The 22,825-nt window shown below is 66.3% G+C and carries 16 protein-coding genes and 1 tRNA gene; 9 read left to right on the top strand and 8 right to left on the bottom strand.

Annotated features, from left to right (window positions below):
• Positions 1-80: 80 nt before the first annotated feature.
• A complete protein-coding gene (locus AB4Z37_RS22475; protein WP_441518962.1) occupies positions 81-1,448 on the bottom strand; it encodes a malonyl-CoA decarboxylase in 1,368 nt (455 codons plus the stop codon).
• A 121-nt stretch (positions 1,449-1,569) separates the two neighbouring features.
• Here AB4Z37_RS22475 and AB4Z37_RS22470 point away from each other — a divergent pair, with 121 nt between their 5' ends.
• Complete coding sequence (locus AB4Z37_RS22470) at positions 1,570-2,223, top strand: GntR family transcriptional regulator (RefSeq protein ID WP_441518961.1); 654 nt, start codon at positions 1,570-1,572, stop codon at positions 2,221-2,223.
• Between the two features lie 178 nt (positions 2,224-2,401).
• Positions 2,402-2,644, top strand: coding sequence for a pentapeptide MXKDX repeat protein (locus tag AB4Z37_RS22465; RefSeq protein ID WP_441518960.1), 243 nt, complete (start codon positions 2,402-2,404; stop codon positions 2,642-2,644).
• A gap of 65 nt (positions 2,645-2,709) precedes the next feature.
• Here the strand turns inward: AB4Z37_RS22465 and AB4Z37_RS22460 are convergent, their stop codons facing one another.
• The 6 genes from AB4Z37_RS22460 to AB4Z37_RS22435 form a co-directional block, all read right to left on the bottom strand.
• Complete coding sequence (locus AB4Z37_RS22460) at positions 2,710-3,492, bottom strand: alpha/beta fold hydrolase (protein ID WP_441518959.1); 783 nt, start codon at positions 3,490-3,492, stop codon at positions 2,710-2,712.
• 2 nt (positions 3,493-3,494) lie between these two features.
• Positions 3,495-4,790 carry an O-acetylhomoserine aminocarboxypropyltransferase gene (locus AB4Z37_RS22455; RefSeq protein WP_441518958.1) on the bottom strand — a complete coding sequence of 432 codons (1,296 nt, stop codon included), beginning with the start codon at positions 4,788-4,790 and terminating at the stop codon, positions 3,495-3,497.
• 93 nt (positions 4,791-4,883) lie between these two features.
• Positions 4,884-5,927 (bottom strand): lipid A deacylase LpxR family protein, encoded by a 1,044-nt coding sequence (locus AB4Z37_RS22450; protein ID WP_441518957.1) that lies wholly within the window; start codon positions 5,925-5,927, stop codon positions 4,884-4,886.
• Positions 5,928-6,585: 658 nt separating this feature from the next.
• On the bottom strand, positions 6,586-7,413 hold the full coding sequence (locus tag AB4Z37_RS22445) for a hypothetical protein (RefSeq protein ID WP_441518956.1): 828 nt from the start codon (positions 7,411-7,413) through the stop codon (positions 6,586-6,588).
• Positions 7,414-8,259: 846 nt separating this feature from the next.
• Positions 8,260-8,517: a hypothetical protein gene (locus AB4Z37_RS22440; protein ID WP_441518955.1), complete on the bottom strand. Its 258-nt coding sequence runs from the start codon at positions 8,515-8,517 to the stop codon at positions 8,260-8,262.
• A gap of 124 nt (positions 8,518-8,641) precedes the next feature.
• Positions 8,642-8,718: transfer RNA gene (locus tag AB4Z37_RS22435), tRNA-Arg, on the bottom strand.
• 276 nt (positions 8,719-8,994) lie between these two features.
• On the opposite strand from AB4Z37_RS22435, the gene AB4Z37_RS22430 reads away from it, so the two are divergent.
• The 6 genes from AB4Z37_RS22430 to AB4Z37_RS22405 all read left to right on the top strand — a co-directional run bounded on the left by AB4Z37_RS22430 (position 8,995) and on the right by AB4Z37_RS22405 (position 20,205).
• The gene (locus tag AB4Z37_RS22430; protein WP_441518954.1) at positions 8,995-14,214 is read left to right on the top strand and encodes an alpha-2-macroglobulin family protein; all 5,220 of its coding nucleotides are present in this window, start codon (positions 8,995-8,997) and stop codon (positions 14,212-14,214) included.
• The gene (gene pbpC, locus AB4Z37_RS22425; protein WP_441518953.1) at positions 14,211-16,319 is read left to right on the top strand and encodes a penicillin-binding protein 1C; all 2,109 of its coding nucleotides are present in this window, start codon (positions 14,211-14,213) and stop codon (positions 16,317-16,319) included. The genes AB4Z37_RS22430 and pbpC overlap by 4 nt, the downstream gene beginning before the upstream one ends.
• A gap of 50 nt (positions 16,320-16,369) precedes the next feature.
• Complete coding sequence (locus AB4Z37_RS22420; protein ID WP_441518952.1) at positions 16,370-18,118, top strand: ArnT family glycosyltransferase; 1,749 nt, start codon at positions 16,370-16,372, stop codon at positions 18,116-18,118.
• Between the two features lie 7 nt (positions 18,119-18,125).
• Positions 18,126-18,953 carry a phosphatase PAP2 family protein gene (locus tag AB4Z37_RS22415; protein ID WP_441518951.1) on the top strand — a complete coding sequence of 276 codons (828 nt, stop codon included), beginning with the start codon at positions 18,126-18,128 and terminating at the stop codon, positions 18,951-18,953.
• Between the two features lie 141 nt (positions 18,954-19,094).
• On the top strand, positions 19,095-19,862 hold the full coding sequence (locus tag AB4Z37_RS22410; RefSeq protein ID WP_441518950.1) for a glycosyltransferase family 2 protein: 768 nt from the start codon (positions 19,095-19,097) through the stop codon (positions 19,860-19,862).
• Positions 19,852-20,205, top strand: coding sequence for a lipid-A-disaccharide synthase N-terminal domain-containing protein (locus AB4Z37_RS22405; protein WP_441518949.1), 354 nt, complete (start codon positions 19,852-19,854; stop codon positions 20,203-20,205). Before AB4Z37_RS22410 ends, AB4Z37_RS22405 begins: the two co-directional genes overlap by 11 nt.
• Positions 20,206-20,356: 151 nt before the next feature.
• Here the strand turns inward: AB4Z37_RS22405 and metC are convergent, their stop codons facing one another.
• Positions 20,357-21,541 carry a cystathionine beta-lyase gene (gene metC, locus AB4Z37_RS22400; RefSeq protein ID WP_441518948.1) on the bottom strand — a complete coding sequence of 395 codons (1,185 nt, stop codon included), beginning with the start codon at positions 21,539-21,541 and terminating at the stop codon, positions 20,357-20,359.
• A 249-nt stretch (positions 21,542-21,790) separates the two neighbouring features.
• On the opposite strand from metC, the gene AB4Z37_RS22395 reads away from it, so the two are divergent.
• Complete coding sequence (locus AB4Z37_RS22395; RefSeq protein ID WP_441518947.1) at positions 21,791-22,807, top strand: amino acid ABC transporter substrate-binding protein; 1,017 nt, start codon at positions 21,791-21,793, stop codon at positions 22,805-22,807.
• The last annotated feature ends 18 nt before the right edge of the window (positions 22,808-22,825 follow it).

The raw sequence follows: 22,825 nt of genomic DNA, 5'->3' as shown, positions 1-22,825 counted from the left end.
TGTCTCCCCAGTTCGATTCGGTGTTTTAAACGTCTTTTGGTTGTAGTCCCAGCCATCCCCGCTGCGACATCTCCGTCGCATCAGGTCGTCGTCACCAGATCTCGCGGTGCAAAATCCTTCAGATAACGCCGCACGGCGGGCGAGGTCACGATATCGCCGTTCTCGGCATACGCTTCGTGGTTCTTCTCGATGGCGGCAAGATCGTAGAGGTAATTGACCATCAGCCCGTGCGCCTGCTTCAGCCCCCGCTCGGAGCGATCGCCCAGGAAATTCAGCCGCTCCAGCCGGGCGCCGTTGCCGAGATGGAAACGCGCCACCGGATCGACCGGACGCCCCGCAGCATTTTTTGCATGCAGGAAGTAGTAGGCCGCGACCGGCAACAGCAACTGCTCGATCTCCGCACACACGGCCGTATCATCGAACCAGCGCGGCGCATCGAGCAGCGCCAGCGTCTTGCGCTGTTCCGCGTCGAACATCGAGGCGTCACCCGCTGCCCGTTCGCGACGCAGCCAGCCGGCGAATCCAGGCACCGGCGACAGCGTGACGAAGGTCTTCAGCGCCGGCATCTCGCGCTTCAGGTCCTCGACCACCTGCTTGATCAGGAAGTGGCCGAACGACACGCCGGCGAGGCCGCGCTGGGTGTTGGAGATCGAATAGAAGATCGCGGTCGTGGCTTTGTCGGGGGCGATGGCGTCGCGGTTCTGCGCCAGCAGCGGGCCGACGGCCGCGGGAATATCGCTGGTCAGCGCCACCTCGACGAAGATCAAGGGTTCGTCGACGAGCTGTGGATGGAAGAAGCCGTAGCAGCGGCGATCGGCCGGCTCGAGGCGGCTGCGGAGATCGTTCCAGTCGGCGAACGGATGCACCGCCTCGTAGCGGATGATCTTTTCGAGAATATTGGCCGCCGTGGTCCAGCGGATGGGTTTCAGTTCGAGGAAGCCGCGGTTGAACCACGACGAGAACAAGTGCGCAAAATCCGCGTCCACCGCGGCGAGCTCGGGATGCGCCTTGACGTGGTCGAGCAGTTCTTCGCGCATGCGCACGAGGGCAAAGGTGCCGCCGGGCGCGAGATTAAGGCGGCGGAACAGCTCCTGGCGCCGCGGCTCGGTCGCATGGTGCAGAGCGCGAATGGCGGCGGCGTCCGGCGCCGTCCGACAAGCCTCCATTGCCGCATCGAGCTCCGCCTGGTCCGGGCCAAACTTGTCGGCCAGCGCCTTGAGGAATTCGAGGCGAACCTCGCGCGGGGCGCGCTCGTAGCCCGCGAGCAGGGACTGGGCCAGCATCACGCCCGAGGCCTCGCCGCGGCGCGACAGCAGCATCTCGGCAAGCTCGATCAGGTCGGTGTTGTCGGCCCGGCTTCGCGTGCGCCGCAACAAGGCGCGGCCGCGGTCCGTCAGCGTCTGCATCAAGTCATTGAGGAAGGCATGCGCCTCGGCCGTCTTTGCCATCACCTGACCCTGCATGGCCCCGCGCCCCAGCCGGAGGGGGAGCGTGCCGATTTTCAGTGCATACTATTCCGGCTTTCGTGTATACACCATTCGACCTTGGTTTGTTGGCAAGATCAAGACCATGAAACAGCCGTCGCGGTTGCGCGAAGCCATCGAGGACGAGATCGTCACCGGCCGTCTGGCCCCGGGCACGCGCCTCGAGGAGACGGTGCTGGCCGACAAGTTCGGGGTGTCGCGCACGCCGATCCGCGAGGCGCTGCTGCATCTCGCCGCCACCGGCCTTGTCGAGATCCGGCCGCGGCGCGGCGCCATCGTCAGCGCACCGGATCCGCGTCGCCTGGTGGAAATGTTCGAGACCATGGCCGAGCTCGAGGCCGCCTGCGGCCGCCTGGCGGCGCGCCGCCACACCGCGGCGGACGCGGCCGCCATCACCGCGGCGCATGCAGCCTGCGAGCAGGCGGCGCAGGCCGGCGATGCCGAAGCCTACTACTTCGAGAACGCCACCTTTCACGCAGCGATCTACCGCGCGAGCCACAACACGTTTCTCACCGACCAATGTCTCGGGCTGCACCGGCGGCTGTCGCCATACCGCCGCATGCAGCTGCGGGCACGCAACCGGGTCAGCCAGTCGCTGACGGAACACGCCGCGGCGGTGCAGGCGATCCTCGCCGGTGACGGCGAACTCGCCGCACGAGTCCTGCGCGACCACATCGTGATCCAGGGCGAGCGGTTCTCCGACGTGGTCATCAGCATGGCCGACGGCGAAGCCGCCTGAGAGAATGTGCCGCCGTCGTGTGACGGCCTTGTCCATGCTGCAGTGCGTCGCCGTTCACGACTTCGTCATCGACGGATCAGCGCCGAATGTTCGGCGCGACCGTAACATCGATCCTCCAGTGCCGTAGCAATCAGGGCGACGATCGTCGCGTCACACCGGTTTTGGAGGATTTTCGACCATGGCATTCAGCAACCGCATCTCGCTCGGGATTTCCGCGGCCGTTCTTTCGCTCGGCCTCGCGCTCGCGCCGGCGGCCTTCGCTCAGGACAAGATGGGCAAGGACACCATGAGCAAGGATACAATGTCCAAGGATACGATGAGCAAGGACGGGATGAAGAAGGACGATCATATGTCCAAGGACCACATGTCCAAGGACACCATGAGCAAGGACGGCATGAAGAAGGACGAGATGAAGAAGTAGGCGCCGCACCGCGCGCCGCAGCAGGCCGCGTCCGGGCGGGCGCGCCTGCTGCGCTATGTGCTGCGTCAGCCGATGAGGGCGGCGAGCACCTCGTCGGGGCGCTCGGCGGTCAGCATGTGGCCAGCGCCGGGAAGCACCACGCGCCGCGCCCCCTTGATAGCGCCCGCGAGTTCGGTGCCGGCCTTGAGCGGGGTCATCATGTCCCGCTCGCCCAGGATCAGCGTCGCCGGGATCGACAGGCCAGCTGCAGCATCCAGCGCGCGGCTATAGGCATTGCAGGCGGCGAGATCGGTGTGCAGCACGCCGGGCGCGGCCGCCTCGAGCACGCGCTCGCCACCGCCCAGCATCCACAGCCCCGGCGCGCGCGAGCCGCCAAGCGAGGCACGGAAGCCGTGTCCCCAGATCGACACCATGTCGATGGCGTCGTGCTGGTTGGCCTCGGCGGCGCCGAGCAGGTCGGGCGACACCTTCATGCTGGCGCCGGCGGCGATCAGGGTGATCTCCGCGATGGTGTCGGGATGGCGCGAGGCGGCCTCCAGGGAAATCAGCGATCCCATGGAGTGGCCGACAAGCCGTGCACGTGTCGCCCCGGCCGCATGGATCAGCCGCACTGTCCAGTCGGCGAGCCCTTCGATGCTCGCGATCGGCTTGCCGGCGGAGCGGCCGTGGCCGGGCAGGTCCGGCGCCAGCACCGCATGGCCGTGATGCGCGAACCAGCGCGCGGGCAGGGCCCAGATCGAATGATCGAAGCCGGCGCCGTGCAGGAACACCACCAGCGGCAGCGACGGATCGAACGGCTTGCCGCCGGTGGCGGCGAAGATCTCTACGTCATCGACGGTCAATCGCATGGTCAGGCCTTCTGGGATGCGCGCAGCGCCTGCGCAAAGTCATCGATGATATCGCTGGCCGCTTCGAGGCCGATCGACAGGCGCACCAGCTCCTCGCCGACGCCGGCCTCGGCGAGCTGGGCCGCATCCATCTGCTGATGGGTGGTGCTGGCGGGGTGGATCACCAGGGTCTTGGCGTCGCCGACATTGGCGAGATGGCTGGCGAGCCGCAGCGCCTCGATGAACTTGCGGCCTGCGGCGCGGCCGCCCTTGATGCCGAAGCTGACGATCGAACCGGCGCCGCGCGGCAGCAGCGTCTTCGCCAGCGCATGGTCGGGATGGTTCTCCAGCGAGGGATGGATCACCCAGTCGACGGCCTTGTTGGTGGTCAGAAAGGCGAGCACCGCCGCGGTGTTCTCGACATGGCGCTGCATGCGCAGCGGCAGCGTCTCGACGCCCTGCAGCAGGTGGAAGGCGTTGGTCGGCGACAGGCAGGCGCCGAAGTCGCGCAGCCCTTCGGCGCGGGCGCGCATGATGAACGCGGCGGGGCCGAATTCCTCGCTGAAGACGATGCCGTGGTAGCCGGCATAGGGCGTCGTCAGGGTCGGAAACTTGCCGGACTTTTCCCAGTCGAAACGGCCGACGTCGATGATCGCGCCACCGATCGCAATGCCGTGGCCGCCGATCCACTTGGTGGTCGAGTGCATCACGATGTCGGCGCCGAGCGCGCCGGGCTGGCTGAGATAGGGCGTGGCGAAGGTGTTGTCGATCAGCAGCGGAATCTGTGCTGCATGCGCGATCTCGGCGACCGCGGGAATGTCCAGCACCTCGAGGCCGGGATTGCCGATGGTCTCGCCGATCACGAGCCGCGTGCGTGGCGTGATCGCTTTGCGCAGGCCGTCGAGGTCGCGCGGCTTCACGAAGGTGGTGGTGATGCCGAAGCGCGGCAGCGTATGCGTCAGCAGGTTGATGGTGCCGCCATAGAGCGAGGCCGAGGCGACGATGTGATCGCCGGCGCCGAGCAGGGTGGCGATCGCCAGATGCATCGCGGCCATGCCGCTCGCGGTGCAGACCGCGCCGACGCCGCCTTCCAATGCGGCGAGCCGCTCCTCCAGCACCGCGATGGTGGGGTTGGAGATGCGGGTGTAGATGTGGCCGGCGCGCTCCAGGTTGAACAGCGCGGCGGCATGGTCGGCGTCCTGAAAGACGAACGACGTGGTCTGGTGGATCGGCACGGCCCGCGATCCGGTCACCGGATCGGGGTGTTGGCCGGCATGAAGGCTGAGGGTCTCGAAGGCAGGCGGGCGGGGAGCGGGCATCGGCAATCTCTTGGACAGGTCTGGCCCATTGTTCATGAGCCGCCACCGATTGCAAATGCGTGGGAGGCGGTTCCGGTCAGCAACCGGCCGCGATCAGAAGCGGAAGCCGGCCTCGAGGGAGCCGAACCAGTCGCTCTTGGGCTGGGTCTTGTATTCCGGCGAGCGCAGCGTCACCGAGGCGCCGAGCTTGTAGCCGCTCTGGGTGAAGACCTCGGCGCCGGCGATCAGGTCGGTGACGAACGGCTTCTTGGTCACGCTCGGGCTCGACGCGAAGGTGCTGCCATCGAGGAAGATGTTGCGGGCGACACCGCGCACCGCTCCGCCGGCAAAGATATCCCAGCCCCACCACGGATCATCCGGACTGGTCGACATGAAGTATGCCCCGGACTGCGAGGGGCGGATTCGGGTCGGTCCCCAGGTGGTGCCGAGCGATTGGCCGATGCGCACCAGGCCACTGATCTCGCCATAGGTAAAGACGTTGCCGGCGGCGACGCCGACCGCGGGGATGACGTCCATGCCGAAGCCGTTGCCGAACTCGGTGCCGAATTTCCAGCGCCGATCCCAGGCCAGCAGGATGCCGGGCTCATTGGCGAGCTGATAGTTGCCGATCTGCGGTATCGACGAGCCGATGATGGTGTGAAAGCTGCTCTGCACCCAGGGCGCCAGCGAAGCCGAGCCACCGACGGCGCCGACCTCGATCTCGAAGGTGTCGAGCTGGCGGCGGCCGCTTTCGCGCGCCAAGGTCACGCCAGTGTAGAGCCAGCCGCCGAACGGACGGTCGCCGGGCTGGCGCACCGGGCTTTCGATGCGCTGCGGCGTGTAGATGCTCTGGCCGAAGATCCAGCTCAGCTCGGACTGGCGCTGCCCGGCCGGCGCGCCGAAGGTGATCATGCCGCCCTGCAACGCGTCATAGACCTTGCCCGCTGCCGGCACCGCCTTGAAGTCGTCGAACACGACCGCGGCGTAGAAACCCTGGGTGTAGTCGTAGTCGTGGACGGCGTCGAAGCCTTTGACCGGATCGTAGCTCTTGGCGATGACGTCGTTCTCTTCGACCACGATCACGCGCTGCGCCAGCGCTCCTGTCACGGACAGGGCGGTCAGCACGCATCCAAGCAGCAATGGCCGAAGTGGCGACATCAAATGGGAACCCGCTCGATGCGACTATATGGCGCGATTTCATGAACATGAACAAGCGTAAAGTTCCCGCAGGCGAGTCAAATAGTCCTTTTAAAACAATGGGCTCTTGGGAATTTCAGGGGCTGTTGCCGCAAATCCTCACCCAGAGGTTAATGGCCAATGGCGCTCGCCAACGGAAGCGAACCGTTGTGGGCGGCGCAACCAAGCGGAGAACCCGCAGTTTCAGCGAGATACCGTGCGATAGCGGTGTAACCGCCAAATATCCGCGTCTCTTCAATCGAGTAAGACTGGGCGAAACGGTGGGAGCCAAGGCCCCTTGCGGGCCGCGTCGATCAGCAGCCATCCAGGACGCCAAAATCCACGACCTGCAAGTTGCTAGACTGCCCGCATCAACCGGAGGGACTGGTGGAAGCTCCGGCGCTGGTCTTGTCGCTATTTTCGAGTCGCCGTTATCGCGAAGTGGCTGCGGCAGATTGGGGTGGAAGGCTATGGCCCCGGTCGGTCGCCAACTACGCGCCGCCACGGGCGGCCTGCCGCAGCTCATCTGCTGCCACGCGCAGCACTTCAAAGATCATGCCATGCAAATGGCCACTCGCGGATGGTTTGAAGCCAAAAGGCGAGGCGACAAAACCTAGTTCGCGGCGCCGCGCTCGCCGTTTCAAGTGCTGTCATTTATCGAAACGTGCAAGCGTCGGCCTGCAGCGCGAATATCAGAATACCGTGCATTGGCGCTTTCTCTCGCTGCTGTGTAAGCTGCACGCAGCCTTTCGCCAGTATCCTTTGCGACGTTGACAGACCGAGACACGAACTCGGAGTCATCTTCATAATATTCGCCGTGCTCGCCTTCGTAACTTATCGGACCGTCCTTCAACTCGCGTATAGGAAAAACGATTGTCTTGATAGTCCCGTGCAAGCGCTGACGAACGACCCGTTCGTGTCTGGTCAACGTCAGGCGGCCAACGAACTCTTCCCAACGCGGAGAATGCAGATTGTCGAGATAATCAAGGATGGTCTTTGTGCTGGCCTCAGCGACCGAGAATCGATCATCGTACGTCTCGTCATCGGTCAGTTTGTCGTACATGTGGTCGATGTTCCGCAATACTGCGAGAACGTCGCTCAAAAGCGCGAAGTCTCTCTGCGTGGCTTCATGCTCCTGCTCAATCACGGGCAGCATCTGCATCGCCGCCTGGGCGCCCTGAATTCGCACCTGTCGCCAAACTGGCCGCACCGCCAAATAGCCAACGCCGAAAGCCCCAAGAACCCCAATCAGGGTTTGCCATTTCTCGACGACGGCCAGCCATCCTTTGGCGTCTGTTTCCGATATCAGCGGGCCGGCGAAGCCCAGCCACACCACCAGCACAGCGGTGAGCATAATGAGCGAAATTGGAAGAAGCCCGGGAAGCGTCGGTTTCATGCTGCGAGCATGCCGGGCGTCTAGTCCAGTGTCGAGGCGGCGAAGCTGGGAAATCCCCAACGGCGCGGTCATGACGCGGCTCAGCGGAGGAGAGCCGATATCTTATAAGCACGAGACGGTACGGGGCACGCCACCGTACACGCCACAGCAGCTTGCCTCGTGTCTCTGATGGGGCCGCATCATGAACAGTGTCGCTTTCACACGCGTGATCGCTCGCCGGCACGACGGCAAGTAGCGGGTATCGGCACGTTGGCCGACGACGCGGACCTGTTACAAGACACTGTACGCAAGTGGCTGAATGCCGAGGAGGCGAAGAACACTTCGGCTTGCGCTTCTTCCCTCGGTACGCTGCCGCCAGCCTTTTTTCACTCCTCGTCAAGTTTTCCTTGCGGTGCGGAATAGCTCGGGACAATCTGTGTTCCGGATCGATTTATCGGAATCGATCAAGCCGTCCCGGTTTGGACCCGAGACGGCTCGCTCACCCGACGTCGCGACGGCAGATAGGAGGGCCTGAGCCCAACTCCTGCCAACTGGGGAGCGGGGCTGATCACCCGGGAAGGTTCGAATCAGCATCCGCGTCCAGTACGTTTCTTATGGACCGCTCCAGTTCCGCTTCCAACCAACGTTTTGGTTTTGGGGGAAAATGAAACGGTGGGATTCGGGGAGAAGCCGAGTTCAGTTGGTTTCGACTCTCCTCAACCGTGAATTTAGGCTCTGCACGGCAACGTGTTGGGCTTTCTGCGGTGACTTGCGGCGTGATCGGCGGTCCAGCGTGGTGACATTGAGCGCCGTTCGATCCGACCGGCGAGATCATTGAGCACGAGGGCCGCTGGCGCGTCTACGAGTTCGCGCGGCCGGTCGACGCCATGATGTTCCGGGACGCCTTCCTCGGCCGATGGCTACGGCGCGTGACGTTTTCTATCCGGACCGGCCGGCCGACATGCCGACCATGAAGTCGCTGCCGGTGAAGCATCCGTTCGAGAGGCCGAGGTCGGGGAGGTGAGGGCGCTTCACCGTCGCCACCGCTGCGCCAGCTGCCAACATGTGGAAATTGCCAACAGCATAGCGAACGCCATCAGTGACCACTCGTTTTGAACGGCGAGCAGCGCGGAAATCCAGAGCTTCTCGTATTTCATAACTGACCTCGCAATTGTCGAGGTCTTTCAGAAATCTCACACCGTTGTTGTCAGCAACGCACCCGACTTCGGCTGCAGGCGAACGGAGGATGAAGAAAAGTTACAACCTCACAGACAGGTTGCAACTTTTGGGGTTTTTGAAGGCCGCTAAGTCATTGATTTTATGGCGATCCCGACAGGATTCGAACCTGTGACCCACAGCTTAGAAGGCTGTTGCTCTATCCAGCTGAGCTACGGGACCGTTACTTCTTCATAGCAGCAAATTGCTGATGAAATCCGACACAATTTCAGCGCGCGTCCACCGAACCTGAAACGGGGGTGGGGCGACAACTGCAGGGGTACCCCAGTTCGGGGCGCCCGCGCAATCATGCGTGACGAAGCCGTCATGCCGATGGATCATGATCGCGGCACGAGAGGCGACTTTTTCGTCGCCCGATCGTGTAGCCATGACACCGTCACGATTCGCGCATCTCGTCGGGTTCAGGCGGCGTCCGTCCGCCACTTCAGGGAGTTCACCATGATCGGTCTGGTTCGCGCCGCCACGTTGGTCGCAACGCTGGCGTTCGGCCTGGTCTCGGCGCACGCCGCGGACAAGGCATTCAGACGCGACGACCTCGCGGACGCCGCGATCCGGCTCGAAGCCCAGATGAAGAAGGATGCCGGCCCGGTCGCCAAGCCTGCGGCCACGCTCAAGACCGATGCGGACGCGGCGCTGCGCCGCAACGACCTGCGGGCCGGCCTGCAAATTCTCGGCCAGGTCGCCGCGGTCGCGCCGGAGGACGCCGGTAACTGGCTGCGCATCGCCAAGACCATCCTGCAGGTCCGCCCGGTCGACAGCCGCGAGCAGACCTTCCTGCTCGAGCGCGCCTCGACCGCGTCCTACATCGCCTATCAGCGGCTCGGTAATCCGGCAGAGGAGGCCGATGCGCTCGCGGTGCTCGGCAAGTCGCTGGCAGACCGCAAGCTGTGGCGCCCCGCGCTCGACGCGCTGCGGCTGTCGCTGGAGCAGCGCGAGGTCGCCGATGTCCGCGGCGAGTACGAGAAGCTGCGCGACGACCATGGCTTCCGGCTGCTCGACTATACGGTGGACTCGGATTCGGCGTCGCCCCGGGTCTGCTTCCAGTTTTCGGAGAACCTCGCCAAGCGGGTCGACTTCACCCCGTTCGTGACGCTCGGTGGCACCGACCAGCCGGCGCTGACCACCGAGGACCAGCAGCTCTGCGTCGAGGGGCTCAAGCACGGCGAGCGCTACAACCTCAACCTGCGCGCCGGCCTGCCGTCGACGGTCAAGGAGACCCTGCCGAAGTCGGCCGAGTTCAACGTCTATGTCCGCGACCGCAAGCCGTTCGCGCGCTTCACCGGCCGCGCCTATGTGCTGCCGCGCACCGGCCAGCGCGGCATCCCGCTGGTCAGCGTCAACACGCCCGCGGTGACCATCCAGATCTTCCGCATCGGCGACCGCAACCTGATCAACACCGTGCTCGGCAGCGACTTCCAGCGCTCGCTGTCGAGCTATGATCTGTCGAACCTCGGCGAGGAGCGCGGCGTCAAGGTGTGGTCGGGCGAGATGGCGACCGCGACCAAGCTGAATGAGGACGTCACGACGGCGTTCCCGGTCGACCAGGCGGTCGGCGACCTGCAGCCCGGCGTCTATGTCATGACCGCAGCGGCCAAGGGGCCCGGCTCGGCCAATGACGACGATTCCGGCTCGCTCGCGACGCAGTGGTTCATCGTCTCCGATCTCGGCCTGACCGCATTCTCGGGCAATGACGGCATCCATGTCTTCGTCAACTCGCTGGCGTCGACCGCGCCGGTCGGCCGCGCCGAGGTCCGCCTGATCTCCCGCAGCAACGAGATCCTCGCCACCAAGACCACGGACGAGGCCGGGCATGTGCTGTTCGAATCCGGCCTCGCGCGCGGCGAGGGCGGCCTGTCGCCGGCGCTGCTGACAGCGTCCGGAGAGAAAGCCGACTACGCCTTCCTCAGCCTCAAATCCAATGCCTTCGACCTGACCGACCGCGGCGTCGCCGGCCGCGCAGTGCCGGCCGGGCTCGATGCCTTCGTCTATGCCGAACGCGGGGTGTACCGCTCCGGCGAGACCGTCTATCTCACCGCGCTGTTGCGCGACGGGCAGGGCAAGGCCGCGACCGGCAGCCCGCTGACGCTCGTGGTCGAGCGCCCCGATGGCGTCGAATTCCGCCGCGCCGTGCTGCCGGACCAGGGTGCCGGCGGCCGCAGCCTGACGCTGCCGCTCAACTCGGCGGTTCCGACCGGGACCTGGCGGGTGCGGGCGTTCACCGATCCGAAGGCGCCGTCGATCGGCGAGACCACCTTCATGGTCGAAGACTACGTGCCGGATCGGATCGAATTCGATCTGTCGTCCAAGGCGAAGCAGATTTCTGCTGATAATCCGGTCGAACTGCAGGTCGATGGCCGCTTCCTCTATGGCGCGCCCGCCGCAGGCCTGACGATCGAAGGCGACATGCTGGTCGTGCCCGCCGATGGCCGGCCAGGATACGCCGGCTATCAGTTCGGCGTCGCCGACACCGAGACCGCCAGCAACGAGCGCACGCCGCTCGAGGACCTCCCCGAGGCCGACGCCGACGGCAAGGCGACGTTCAAGGCCAGCCTGCCGAAGCCGCCGTCCTCGACCCGGCCGCAGGAGGCGCTGTTCTTCGTCCGCATGGTGGAAACCGGCGGCCGCGCGGTCGAGCGCAAGATGGCCCTGCCGGTCGCCCCCCAGGGCAACATGATCGGCGTCAAGCCGCTGTTCGCCGACAAGAGCGTCGCCGAGGGCGACCCGGCCAAATTCGACGTCGTGTTCGTCGCGCCCGACGGCAAGCCGCTGGCGCGCAGCGGCCTGCGCTACGAGCTGCTGCGGATCGAGTCCCGCTATCAATGGTACCGCCAGGGCTCGTCCTGGGATTACGAGCCGGTGAAGACGACCAAGCGCGTCGCCGACGGGGACCTGACGGTCGCCGCCGATACCCCGGCACACATCCAGCTGGCGCCGCAGCCCGGCCGTTACCGCCTCGACGTCAAGACCACCGACGCCGATGGCCCGCTGACCTCGGTGCAGTTCGACGTCGGCTGGTATTCGGATGGCAGCGCCGACACGCCCGACCTGCTGGAGACCTCGATCGACAAGCCGGAATACCAGTCCGGCGACACCATGACGGTGTCGGTCAACGCCCGCACCGCGGGCCGGCTGACCGTCAACGTGCTCGGCGACCGGCTGCTGACCACGCAGTCCGTCGACGTCAAGGAAGGCATGGCGCAGGTCAAGATTCCCGTCGGCAGCGACTGGGGCACCGGCGCCTATGTGGTGGCGACGCTGCGGCGTCCGCTTGATACCACCGCCCAGCGCATGCCCGGCCGCGCCATCGGCCTGAAGTGGCTCAGCCTCGACAAGAAGGCGCGCACGCTCAGCGTCAGCCTGACGCCGCCGGCACTGATCCGGCCGAGCTCGACACTGAAGCTGCCGGTCAAGATCGAGGGGCTCGCCCCCGGCGAGGATGCCAAGATCGTCGTCGCTGCGGTGGATGTCGGCATCCTCAACCTCACCAACTACAAGCCGCCGACGCCGGACGACTATTATCTCGGCCAGCGCCGCCTGACCGCGGAGATCCGTGATCTCTACGGCCAGCTGATCGACGGCATGCAGGGCACGCGCGGCCAGATCCGCTCGGGCGGCGACGCACCCGCGGCGGAGCTGCAGGGCAGCCCGCCCACCCAGAAGCCGCTGGCGCTGTATTCGGGCATCGTCACCGTCGGCCCGAACGGCACGGCGGAGATCTCCTTCGACATCCCGGAATTCGCCGGCACCGCGCGGGTGATGGCGGTGGCGTGGACCGCCACCAAGCTCGGCCGCGCCAACACCGACGTCACCATCCGTGATCCAGTGGTGCTGACGGCGACGCTGCCGCGCTTCCTGCTCAATGGCGACCACGGCTCGATGACCCTCGACATCGACAATGTCGAAGGCGCCGCCGGCGACTACACCATCGGCATCAACACCACGGGCCCGGTGAAGCTCACCGGCAATCCGTCGACGGTGATGCGGCTCGCCGCCAAGCAGCGCAACAGCGTTTCCGTCGCGCTCGACGCGGGCGGGGCAGGGACGGCCAAGCTCGACGTCGACATCCGCGGACCGAGCGGGCTGACGCTCGCACGGCACTACACGCTCGAGGTCAAGCCGGCGACGCAGATCCTGGCGCGCCGCACCGTGCGCACCCTCGCCAAGGGGGAGAGCCTGACGCTGTCACCCGACATGTTCGCCGACCTCGTGTCGGGGACCGGCGGCGTGTCGGTGTCCGTCAGCACGTCGACGGCGCTCGACGCCGCCACCATCCTGAAGGCACTTGACCGCTATCCGTTCGGCTGCTCCGAACAGATCACCAGCCGCGCCATGCCGTTGCTCTATGTCAACGACCTCGCGGTCGAGGCCCATCTGGCGATGGACACGGCGGTCGACCAGCGCATCAAGGATGCGATCGACCGGCTGCTGGCGCGGCAGGGCTCGAACGGCTCGTTCGGCCTGTGGTCGGCGGGCGGCGACGACGCCTGGCTCGACGCCTATGTCACCGACTTCCTGACCCGCGCGCGGGAGAAGGGATTTGTGGTGCCCGACACGCTGTTCAAGACGGCGCTCGACCGCATCCGCAACACGGTGGTCAACGCGCCGGAGCCGGAGAAGGACGGCGGCCGCAACCTGGCCTACGGCCTCTATGTGCTCGCCAAGAACGGCACCGCGCCGATCGGCGACCTGCGCTACCTCGCCGACACCAAGCTCAACAACCTCGCGACCCCGATCGCCAAGGCCCAGCTCGCTGCGGCGCTGGCCCTCGTCGGCGACCGCGCGCGGGCGGAGCGGGTGTATGCGGCGGCGCTCGACAGCCTCAATCCCAAGCCGGTGCTGGTGTTCGGCCGCACCGACTATGGTTCGTCGCTGCGTGACGCCGCGGCACTGGTGTCGCTTGCCAGCGAAGGCAACGCGACGCGGGCGACGCTGACCTCGGCGGTGCAGCGTGTCGAAGCCGCGCGCGGCCTCACTCCGTACACATCGACGCAGGAGAACGCTTGGCTGGTACTGGCCTCGCGGGCGCTGGCGAAGGAGGCGAACGCCCTGGCGATGGATGTCGACGGCAGCCCGGTGAAGACCGCACTGTACCGCAGCTATACGGCCGCCGACGTCGGCACCAAGCCGGTCAAGATCACCAACACCGGCGATGCGCCGCTACAGGCGGTGGTGGCCGTGACCGGTGCTCCGGTGACGCCGGAGCCAGCGGCCGCCAACGGCTTCAAGATCGAGCGCGCTTACTACACGCTCGATGGCCAGCCGGCCGACGTTGCCAAGGCGAAGCAGAACGACCGCTTCGCAGTGGTGCTGAAGATCACAGAAGCCAAGCCGGAGTACGGCAAGATCATGGTGGCGGATTATCTGCCGGCCGGACTCGAGATCGACAATCCGCATCTCGTGTCCTCCGGCGACACCGGAACGCTGGACTGGATCGAGGACGGCAAGGAGCCGGCGAACACCGAGTTCCGTGACGACCGCTTCAATGCCGCGATCGACCGGACCGGCAGCGACAAGCCGGTGTTCACCGTGGCCTACGTCGTCCGCGCCGTATCGCCGGGCAAGTACGTGCTGCCGCAGGCCTATGTCGAGGACATGTACAATCCCTCGCGCTACGGCCGCACGGCGACCGGCACGGCCGAGGTGCGGCCCGCCAAATGAGCGGCGAGGGGACGATCGCGGCCGGCACGGGCCGACGGAGGCGGCTCAGGGCCGCGGTGCTGACGGCGCTGGTCGCCGTCGGCATCGGTCTTGCCGGCTTCGCCGCCTGGGTCGTGTCGCTCGGTCCTGTACCGCTCGCCGAGGCACACAAGGTCTCGACCATCGTCCTCGACCGCAACGGCAAGCTGCTGCGCGCCTACGCCATGGCCGACGGTCGCTGGCGGCTGCCGGTGACAGGCGGCGTCGATCCCACCTATGTCAACCTGCTGCTCGCCTATGAAGACCAGCGCTTCCACACCCACGTCGGCGTCGATCCGCTGGCGCTCGGCCGCGCCGCGTTGCAGCTCGCGACACGGGGCCACATCGTGTCAGGCGGCTCGACCATCACCATGCAGCTCGCGCGGCTGCTGGAGCCGCGCCGCGAACGCTCGGTGCTGGCGAAGCTCAAGCAGATGGTGCGAGCGATCGACATCGAGCGGCAGCTCGACAAGGACGAGATTCTCGACCTCTACCTGACCATGGCGCCGTTCGGCGGCAACCTCGAAGGTGTCCGTGCCGCTGCGCTCGCCTATTTCGGCAAGGAGCCCAGGCGATTGTCGCTCGCGGAAGCGGCGCTGCTGGTGGCGTTGCCGCAGTCGCCGGAAACGCGACGGCTCGATCGTTATCCCGAAGCGGCGCGGGCCGCCCGCGATCGGGTGCTCGATCGCATGGTGCGTGAGGGCAGGGTGTCCCAGGAGGACGCCGCGACCGCACGCGCCGAGAACGTGCCGCGGCTGCGCAAGCCGATGCCGCTGTTGGCGCCCCATGCCACCGATCAGGTCGTCGGCGCCTTGCCCGACACCCGCGTGATCCGCACCACGCTCGATGCGACGCTGCAGAAAAATCTCGAGGCGCTGGCCCGCGATCGCGCGGCGGCGCAGGGCGCGGACGTCTCGATCGGCATCCTCGTCGTCGACAATGACAGCGGCGACGTGCTCGCCCATGTCGGCTCACCGGACTATTTCGACGTGCGCCGGGCCGGACAGGTCGACATGACCCGCGCGGTGCGCTCGCCCGGATCGACCCTGAAGCCATTCATCTACGGGCTCGCCTTCGAGGACGGCTTCGTGCATCCCGACAGCCTGATCGACGACCGCCCGATCCGCTTTGGCAATTACGCGCCAGAAAACTTCGACATGACCTTCCAGGGCACCGTACCGGTGCGGCGCGCGCTGCAGCTGTCATTGAACGTGCCTGCGATCGCGCTGCTCGATCGCGTCGGCGCAAGCCGGCTGTCGGCGCGGCTGAAGCAGGCCGGTGCGGCGTTGGTGCTGCCGAAGGACGAGGTCCCCGGCCTTGCCATGGGGCTTGGCGGCGTCGGCGTGACGCTGAACGACCTCGTGCGGCTCTATGCCGGGCTTGCCCGGCTCGGCCAGACCGTGGCCTTACGCGAAATCGTTGATGACGCAGATGGGGTGCGCGAGCCGCAGCGCCTGATGGATCAGGCGGCTGCTTGGCAGGTCGGCAACGTGCTGATCGGCACGCCGCCGCCCGAAAACGGCGTGCATGGCCGCATCGCGTTCAAGACCGGCACCAGCTACGGCTATCGCGACGCCTGGTCGGTCGGCTTCGACGGCCGCATGACCATCGGGGTCTGGGTCGGGCGCCCCGACGGGGCGCCGGTGCCGGGCCTGATCGGACGGAGCGCTGCGGCGCCGATCCTGTTCGACGCCTTCGCGCGCACCGGCAAGCTGCCGGCGGCACTGCCGAAGCCGCCGCGCGGGGTCCTGATCGCCAGCAATACCAGGTTGCCGCTTCCGCTGCGCCGCTTCCGTCCGGCAGGCGACCTCATCCGCACCGGCAGCGAGCAGGCGCTGCACATCCAGTTTCCGTTGAACGGCTCGCGGATCGACGCTGCCGCTGACGGCGCGAAATCGTTTGTGCCGCTGCCGGTCAGGGTTGCCGGCGGGGTGCTGCCGCTGACCATGTTGGTTAATGGAATTTCCGTTGGCGACATCGACGGCCGGCGGCAGACACTGGTCGAGCCGCCGGGACCCGGCTTCGTGCGGCTCACCGTGATGGACGCGACGGGCGCCGCGGACACAGTTGTGGTGAGAATTCAATAACAGGGGTTCAAACTGTTGTCGGGGTGGCGGTTTCATCGTATGCGAAACCGATGGCCGAGACCCTTTACCGCCCCCGTTTTGGCGCGCCGCGCGAACCCACCAACCGGGTCGATCCCGGGCGCGGACTTGCACGCGTCATCGACGTGGTGGCAACCAGCCACGCCCGTGCCTCGATCTTCCTGGTCCTGGTGGGTCTGCTGTTCTTCCTGCCTGGCTTCTTCAACATCCCGCCGATCGACCGTGACGAAGCGCGCTTCGCCCAGGCCACCAAGCAGATGGTCGAGACCGGCGATTTCGTCGACATCCGGTTCCAGGACGAGGTCCGCTACAAGAAGCCGGTCGGCATCTACTGGTTGCAGGCGGCGGCGGTGGAGACGGCCGCCAAGCTCGGCCTGCCACGGGCGCAGGTCCGCATCTGGCTGTTCCGCATTCCCTCGCTAATCGGCGCCATCGGCGCCGTGCTGCTGACCTACTGGACCGCGCTCGCCTTCGTCACCCGCCGCGGAGCGCTGCTGGCGGCCTTGATGCTGTGCGGCTGTGTGCTGGTCGGGGTCGAGGCGCGCTTGGCCAAGACCGATGCAGTGCTGCTGTGCGCCTCGGTAGCCGTGATGGGCGCGCTGGCGCGGATCTACGTGCCCTGGCAGCGCGGCGAGGACCGGCCTCATCCGTCCTGGACCTTGCCGGCGGTGTTCTGGACCGCGATCGCGGTCGGCCTGCTGGTCAAGGGCCCGCTGATCCTGATGTTCGCGGCGCTGACCATCGCGGCGCTCTTGATCCTCGACCGCACCGGCGCGTGGCTGTGGCAGTTGCGACCGCTGTGGGGCCTGATGTGGGTCCTGGTGCTGGTGCTGCCGTGGTTCGTGCTGATCGTGCTGAAGTCAGGCGGCAGCTTCTTCGCCGACTCGCTCGGCAGCGACATGTTCAACAAGCTGGCGAGCCCGCAGGAGTCGCATGGCGCACCGCCCGGGCTGTATTTCGTGCTGTTCTGGCTGACCTTCTGGCCGGGCTCGGCGCTGGCCGGGCTTGCCGCGCCGGCGGTGTGGCGGGCGCGGCGCGAGCCGGGTGCCCAGTTCCTGCTGGCATGGCTGGTGCCGTCCTGGATCGTGTTCGAGATCGTCATCACCAAGCTGCCGCACTATGTGCTGCCGCTGTATCCGGCGATCGCCATCCTGATCATCGGCGCCCTCGAGCGGCGTGTGCTGTCGCGCACCCCCTGGGTGGTGCGCGGCGCGTCTTGGTGGTTCGTGGTGCCGGTCTGCATCTCGGTCGCCATGATCGTGCTGTCGATCGCGCTGACGCTGCAGCCGGCGTTCCTGGCCTGGCCGTTTGCCGCCGGCGCCATGATCTTCGGGTTGTTCGCGTGGTGGCTCTACGATGACAACGAGGCGGACCGCTCGCTGCTCAACGCGGTGGCGGCGTCCTGGTTTCTCGGCGTCGTGGTCTATGGCGTGGTGCTGCCGTCGCTGTCGCCGCTGTTTCCGAGCGTCGAACTGGCGCGCGCGCTGCGCAATGTCGAATGCGTCGGCCCGAAGGCGGTCGCCGCCGGCTTCCATGAGCCGAGTCTCGTGTTCATGACCAGCACGTCGACGCTGCTGACCGATGGCTCCGGCGCCGCCGACTTCCTCGGCCAGGGCAGTTGCCGTTTCGCGCTGATCGAGTCACGGCAGGAGCGGGCGTTCGCCGCGCGCGCCGAGGCGATCGGGCTGCGCTACAACGTGGCGACGCGTATCGAGGGCTACAATTACTCACAGGGCCGCCAGGTCTCGATCGCGGTGTTCCGCTCGGAAGGAACGCAGTGAGATGGCCATGGCCGGTCGCGAAGCTTATCCGGTTGCGCTCGCAGGCTTCACGGCCCGCTCCCTGGGGCGGCTTGTCCGTGCGCCCGCACGGCCGCGCGCCAGTCTCGGACGCCGGCGGTTGGCGCGCCAGACCCTGGGAATGATCGCAGGCACGGCGGCGCTGGTCGTGATCCTGATGCTGACATTGGACGTACCGGTCATCAGCGCGATGCCTGTACGCGGCGCCCCGCAGCTGTGGCCGGCCCGCTTCATCACCGATTTCGGCAAATCGGAATACGTGCTGTGGGCCTGCGGCGCGCTGGCGCTGCTGACGGTCATCGTGGCACCGGCGTTGTCGGGCGTGCGACGGGCGCAGTGGGCCGCGCTCGGCGTACGGTTGTCGTTCATTTTCCTTGCCGTAGCGATCCCGAACCTCGTGGGCGAGGTGCTCAAGGGCCTTATCGGCCGCGGCCGTCCATTCGTCGGTGGCGCGGCCAACGCCTTCAACTTCTCACCGCTGACCTGGTCGCCGCAGTTCGCGAGTCTGCCGTCTGCCCATGCCATCACCGCGTTCTCGCTGGCGTTTGCCGTGGCGGCGGTATGGCCGAGGACGCGGTTCGTCATGATGACCTATGCCGTGCTGATCATTCTCAGCCGTATCGTGCTGCTCGCCCACCATCCGAGCGACGTGGTGGCAGGTGGCGTGGTCGGAGTGATTGGCGCCATGGCCGTGCGGCAGTGGTTCGCGGCCCGCCGGCTCGGCTTCGTGATTGCGGCCGATGGCCGGGTCGAGCCGTTGCCTGGACCGTCGATTGCCGCCCTGAGGGGGGTTGCCGTGGGGCCCGCGGCCTCATAAGAAGCGTCCGCGTCCGCGAGCGCTCTTGGCCCTGACGGGCCAAAAGCCTGCAAACTATTGGACGAAAAGAAGTTTCCAGTATACCGGCAGTCGCTTCGCGATCGGCCGCGCAACGGCTGTATCCGGCGGATTGATAGAACGATGAACACCATGTCTCCCGATGCCGTCCGTCCGGTTCCTGCGGTGTCGATTGTCGTGCCGGTCCGCAACGAGCAGGACAACATCGCTCCGCTGGTGACCGAGATCGTAGCCGCGCTGGACGGGCGCTGGGCCTACGAGATCATCTATGTGAACGACGGCTCGACCGATGCCACCGCCGCGCGTCTTGCGGAGCTGATGCGGAGCCGGCCGGAGCTGCGCCAGGTCCGCCACGCCCAATCGGCCGGGCAGTCGTCGGCCGTTCGCACCGGCGTGCGCTTCGCGCGGGGCGGCATCGTCGCGACCCTCGACGGCGACGGGCAGAACAATCCCCAGTTCCTGCGCGACCTCATCGGGCGGCTGGAGGAGGGCGGAGAGCGCCTCGGCCTCGTCGCCGGCCAGCGTGTCGGCCGCAAGGATACCGGCTTCAAGAAATTCCAGTCCCGTGTCGCCAACGCGGTCCGCAAGACCGTGCTGCGTGACGGCACCCGCGACACCGGCTGCGGCCTCAAGGCATTCCGCCGCGACGTATTCCTCTCGCTGCCGTATTTCGATGGCCTGCACCGTTTCCTGCCGGCGCTGGTGCGGCGCGAAGGATTCGAGATCGCCTATGTCGACGTGATCGATCGTCCGCGCCACGCTGGCGTTTCCAACTATGGCTTCTTCGACCGGCTCTGGGTCGGCATCATGGACCTCGCGGGGGTGTGGTGGCTGATCCGGCGCAAGAAATCCACGCCGGTCGCAACCGAGGTGACTTCCCATGTCGGCTGATATCCTGAGCAGGCTCGGCGCCTACCTGCATGATGTGTTCGTCATGAACTTCGACGGCTGGGTGGTGCTCGGCTTCGTCGCGCAGGCGCTGTTCACCATGCGCTTTGTGGTGCAGTGGATCGCTTCCGAGCGCGCGCGCAAGAGCGTGGTGCCGTCCGCGTTCTGGTTCTTCTCGGTCGGCGGCGGCGTCCTGCTGCTGGTCTACGCGCTCTATCGCCGCGACCCTGTGTTCATCGCGGGCCAGGCGCTCGGCCTCGTGGTCTACGCTCGCAATCTCTACTTCATCATGTTCTACGGCCGACAGACGGCGGCCGAGGAGACGACGCCCGCCGCCAAAGGCTAGTGTCCCGAAGCCGCAGCTTGCACGATTTCGCGGCTAGCTCTTTCGCGAACTTCGGATTCGATAAGGACACCAGCTAGATTTTAGTGTCCTGATCGGTTTGCAAGTTCGTACTAAGGTTGCTGCAAATGCAGCGAACTTGCGAACCGGGACACTAGATCGCCGCGTTGAAGGCGGCAAAGCCGCGCTCGAGGTCGGCCTTCAGGTCGTCGGTCTGCTCGAGGCCGATGTGGAAGCGCAGCGTCGGCCCACCCGGCGCCCAGCTGGTCGCGGTGCGGTAGGACGCGCAGTCGAACGGGATCACCAGGCTCTCGAACCCGCCCCACGAAAAGCCCATTCCGAACAGCTCGATCGTGTCGAGCAGGGCGTTGACGGCCGCCTGCGGCGCCGGCTTGAGCACGACGCTGAACAGGCCGCTCGCACCGGTGAAGTCCCGCTTCCAGATCGCGTGCCCCGGATCGCTCTCGAGCCCCGGATGCAGCACGCGCGCGACCTCGGGGCGCTCGGCAAGCCAGCGCGCCATCTCGAGGCCGGCCTGCTGATGATGAGCCAGACGCACCGCCAGCGTCCGCAGCCCGCGCAGCGCCAGGAACACGTCGTCCGGGCCGACGCAGACGCCGAGCAGGCGGATCGCCTCGGTGACCAGCGGCCACGCCGTGGCGTTGGCCGCGATGGTGCCGAACATGATGTCGGAGTGCCCGCCGATATATTTGGTCGCGGCCTGGACGCTGATGTCGACGCCCTGGTCGAGCGAACGATGAAACAGCGCCGTCGCCCAGGTGTTGTCGTCGATCACCAGTGCGCCGCGCGCGTGCGCCAGCGCGGCGATCGCCGGAATATCAGGCATCTCGAACGACTGCGAGCCGGGGGCTTCCACCATCACGGCGCGGGTGTTGGGCCGAAACAGCGTCTCGATCCGCTCGCCGATCAGCGGATCGAAATAGGTGGTCTCGATGCCGTAGCGTGTCAGCAGGCTGTCACAAAAACTGCGGGTCGGGCGATAGATACTGTCGGTGACCAGCAGATGATCACCGGCCTTGAGGACCGCCAGCAGCGCGGTGGAGATTGCCGCCAGTCCCGATGGCGCGAGGCCAACGCCCTTGCACTGTGGCCCCTCGAGCGTCACCAGCGCATCCTGCAGCGCCCGCGTGGTCGGATTGCCATGGCGGCCGTAGGAGAATTCGCTGCGATGATGCAGCAGGTCGTCGGCGGTTGGATAGAGCACGGTCGAACCGCGGACGACCGGCGGATTGACGAAGCCCTTCTGCGCCACGGTGTCACGGCCGGAGGTGATCAGCGCGGTCTCAGGGGCGAGGGGGTGGTCCTTGGAAACGGCCATGGCGACAGACGACTGTAAAATCCGGAGGAAATGAGCTTTCGGGCCCACGCGGCACGAGGCGTGCTGCGCGGCCGAAGCGTTCGCCGGCGATAAGAGGACGGGGGAAGGAGGTCGTCAACCCCTTGACCTGCCGGGGCCGCCGTTCTGTTATGCGCGGCAAAGGTTTATCCCGTCCCGCCGCGCAAATGGAGCATGAATTTGCGCCTGCGGGACGTCGAGTCATGCGCCGTCATTGTGAAAGGTCTTGTCATGAAACGCCTGTCCGTCGTCTCCGCTCTCGTCCTGCTGGCCGGCGCCTCGATCCAGGCTGCCGATGCGCAAACGCTCAAGACCGTGAAGGACCGCGGCGTGCTGTCCTGCGGCGTCAGCCAGGGCCTGCCGGGCTTCTCCGCACCCGACGACAAGGGCAACTGGACTGGCCTCGACGTCGATATCTGCCGCGCCATCGCCGCGGCGGTGTTCGACGATGCAACCAAGGTGAAATTCGTGCCGCTGTCGGCCAAGGACCGCTTCACTGCGTTGCAGTCGGGTGAGATCGACGTGCTGTCGCGCAACTCCACCTGGACGCTGTCGCGCGATACCTCGCTCGGCCTCAACTACACCGGCGTCACCTATTATGATGGACAGGGCTTCCTGGTCCGCAAGTCGCTCAAGGTGAATTCGGCGCTGGAACTCAACAGCGCGTCGCTGTGTGTGCAGACCGGCACCACCAACGAGCAGAACGTCGCCGATTACTTCAAGGCCAACAACATGAAGTACGAGATCATCGCGTTCGGCACCGCCGACGAGACGGTGAAGGCCTATGAGGCAGGGCGCTGCGACGTGTTCACCTCGGACGTCTCGCAGCTCTATGCCGAGCGCCTCAAGCTCGCCAATCCCAGCGACCATGTCGTGCTGCCGGAAGTGATCTCCAAGGAGCCGCTCGGCCCGGTGGTTCGTCATGGCGACGACCAGTGGTTCGACATCGTCAAGTGGACGCTGTTTGCGCTGCTCAACGCCGAAGAGCTCGGCGTCACCCAGAAGAACGTCGACGAGATGGCCAAGTCCGACAAGCCGGAGCTCAAGCGGGTGTTCGGCACCGACGGCAATCTTGGTGAGCAGCTCGGTCTGACCAAGGACTGGTTCTCGCGGATCGTTCGCGCGGTCGGCAACTACGGCGAGACGTTCGACCGCAATGTCGGCGCCGGCTCCAAGTTGCAGATCGCCCGCGGCCTGAACAAGCTGTGGAACCAGGGCGGCATCCAGTACGCGCCGCCGATCCGCTGATCCGGCGCGGGGCCGCGC

The organism is Bradyrhizobium sp. 2TAF24, assembly GCF_052115025.1.
Lineage (GTDB): Bacteria > Pseudomonadota > Alphaproteobacteria > Rhizobiales > Xanthobacteraceae > Bradyrhizobium_A.
This window is presented reverse-complemented; position numbering and strand designations above follow the sequence as displayed.

What these genes read in the sequence shown, in the direction of transcription:
- AB4Z37_RS22430 (WP_441518954.1), top strand. Translation starts at nt 8,995, where the DNA reads ATGATCGGTCTGGTTCGCGCCGCCACGTTGGTCGCAACGCTGGCGTTC.
- AB4Z37_RS22460 (WP_441518959.1), bottom strand. Translation starts at nt 3,492, where the DNA reads ATGCGATTGACCGTCGATGACGTAGAGATCTTCGCCGCCACCGGCGGC.
- metC (WP_441518948.1), bottom strand. Translation starts at nt 21,541, where the DNA reads ATGGCCGTTTCCAAGGACCACCCCCTCGCCCCTGAGACCGCGCTGATC.
- AB4Z37_RS22475 (WP_441518962.1), bottom strand. Translation starts at nt 1,448, where the DNA reads ATGGCAAAGACGGCCGAGGCGCATGCCTTCCTCAATGACTTGATGCAG.
- AB4Z37_RS22445 (WP_441518956.1), bottom strand. Translation starts at nt 7,413, where the DNA reads ATGACCGCGCCGTTGGGGATTTCCCAGCTTCGCCGCCTCGACACTGGA.
- AB4Z37_RS22465 (WP_441518960.1), top strand. Translation starts at nt 2,402, where the DNA reads ATGGCATTCAGCAACCGCATCTCGCTCGGGATTTCCGCGGCCGTTCTT.
- pbpC (WP_441518953.1), top strand. Translation starts at nt 14,211, where the DNA reads ATGAGCGGCGAGGGGACGATCGCGGCCGGCACGGGCCGACGGAGGCGG.
- AB4Z37_RS22470 (WP_441518961.1), top strand. Translation starts at nt 1,570, where the DNA reads ATGAAACAGCCGTCGCGGTTGCGCGAAGCCATCGAGGACGAGATCGTC.
- AB4Z37_RS22405 (WP_441518949.1), top strand. Translation starts at nt 19,852, where the DNA reads ATGTCGGCTGATATCCTGAGCAGGCTCGGCGCCTACCTGCATGATGTG.
- AB4Z37_RS22420 (WP_441518952.1), top strand. Translation starts at nt 16,370, where the DNA reads ATGGCCGAGACCCTTTACCGCCCCCGTTTTGGCGCGCCGCGCGAACCC.
- AB4Z37_RS22410 (WP_441518950.1), top strand. Translation starts at nt 19,095, where the DNA reads ATGAACACCATGTCTCCCGATGCCGTCCGTCCGGTTCCTGCGGTGTCG.
- AB4Z37_RS22415 (WP_441518951.1), top strand. Translation starts at nt 18,126, where the DNA reads ATGGCCGGTCGCGAAGCTTATCCGGTTGCGCTCGCAGGCTTCACGGCC.
- AB4Z37_RS22395 (WP_441518947.1), top strand. Translation starts at nt 21,791, where the DNA reads ATGAAACGCCTGTCCGTCGTCTCCGCTCTCGTCCTGCTGGCCGGCGCC.
- AB4Z37_RS22450 (WP_441518957.1), bottom strand. Translation starts at nt 5,927, where the DNA reads ATGTCGCCACTTCGGCCATTGCTGCTTGGATGCGTGCTGACCGCCCTG.
- AB4Z37_RS22455 (WP_441518958.1), bottom strand. Translation starts at nt 4,790, where the DNA reads ATGCCCGCTCCCCGCCCGCCTGCCTTCGAGACCCTCAGCCTTCATGCC.